At 69.6% G+C, this 874-nt stretch carries 1 protein-coding gene; it reads right to left on the bottom strand.

Translation table 11 applies throughout. The features are described from left to right. Positions 1-260: 260 nt before the first annotated feature. Positions 261-874: outer-membrane lipoprotein carrier protein LolA (locus FV222_RS27660; RefSeq protein WP_187277514.1), on the bottom strand; the 614-nt coding region annotated here is incomplete at its 5' end.

Genomic DNA, 874 nt, shown 5'->3' with positions numbered 1-874 from the left:
GCACCGGCGGCGGCGGGCCGGCCGGTCGGCGCAGGCCCGGCACCACCGCGAGGAACGCGGCGACGGGCCCTGCGAAGGTGTGGAGAAGCCTGGCGATTTCCATGTCGTACCCCCGATCGAATCGAACGAGGGGCACGATCGGGCGGCGCGCGTTGACGGCGGGTTCACCGCGGCGGCGCTGGGCGGCAATCGCCACGCTTCAAGGCGCCTGTCCCCGGATCGATGCGGAGAGCGTTAAGGAATCCTCGCCGCGCCAATCCTCACGGGGTCTGCGACTGCTTGATCCGCTCCTGCATCGCCTTGTCCTCGGGGCGGCCGTAATTGATAAAGAACTGGTTGCCGTCGACGGCCTTGCCCCGCTGCAGGTTCGAGAGCTGCACGGTGGTGAGGTAGCCCTGCGGATCGGTGATCCGCCACTGGCTCAGCACCTTCACGTCGGGGTCGAAGAACAGCTGGATCTTCGAGGTGCCGCCGAGCGTCGCGCGGTCCTCCAGGCTGATGCGGACGCCGCCGGGATCGTTCGACACGTCGGTGACGGTGAGGTCGCGGGCGAGGTCGATCTTCTCGCGGACCAAAAATTTCAGCGGCGTCTGGGCGATGAAGTACAGATCCTGGGTCGCGAGCTTGCGGTCGCGCACCGCCACCGAGGTGCCGTCGGCCACGACCTCCAGCGGCGAGGGCGGGTCGTAGTCGAAGCGCAGGCGGCCGGGTTTCGCGATGGTGAGCTTGCCGCCGATCCGCCGCCCGTCCGCGGCGATCTGGATGAACGAGCCGGTGAGTGTGCCCATGCCGTTGAAGTAGGCGTTGGCCTGGGACAGCACGGTGGCGGCGTCCGGCGGCTCGTCCGAGGCGCCGGCCGGGGCAGGGGCGGGCG

This window comes from Methylobacterium sp. WL103, from assembly GCF_008039885.1.
Lineage (GTDB): Bacteria > Pseudomonadota > Alphaproteobacteria > Rhizobiales > Beijerinckiaceae > Methylobacterium > Methylobacterium cerastii.
The sequence above is the reverse complement of the archived record's forward strand: the minus strand, read 5'-3'. Positions and strand labels throughout refer to the sequence as shown.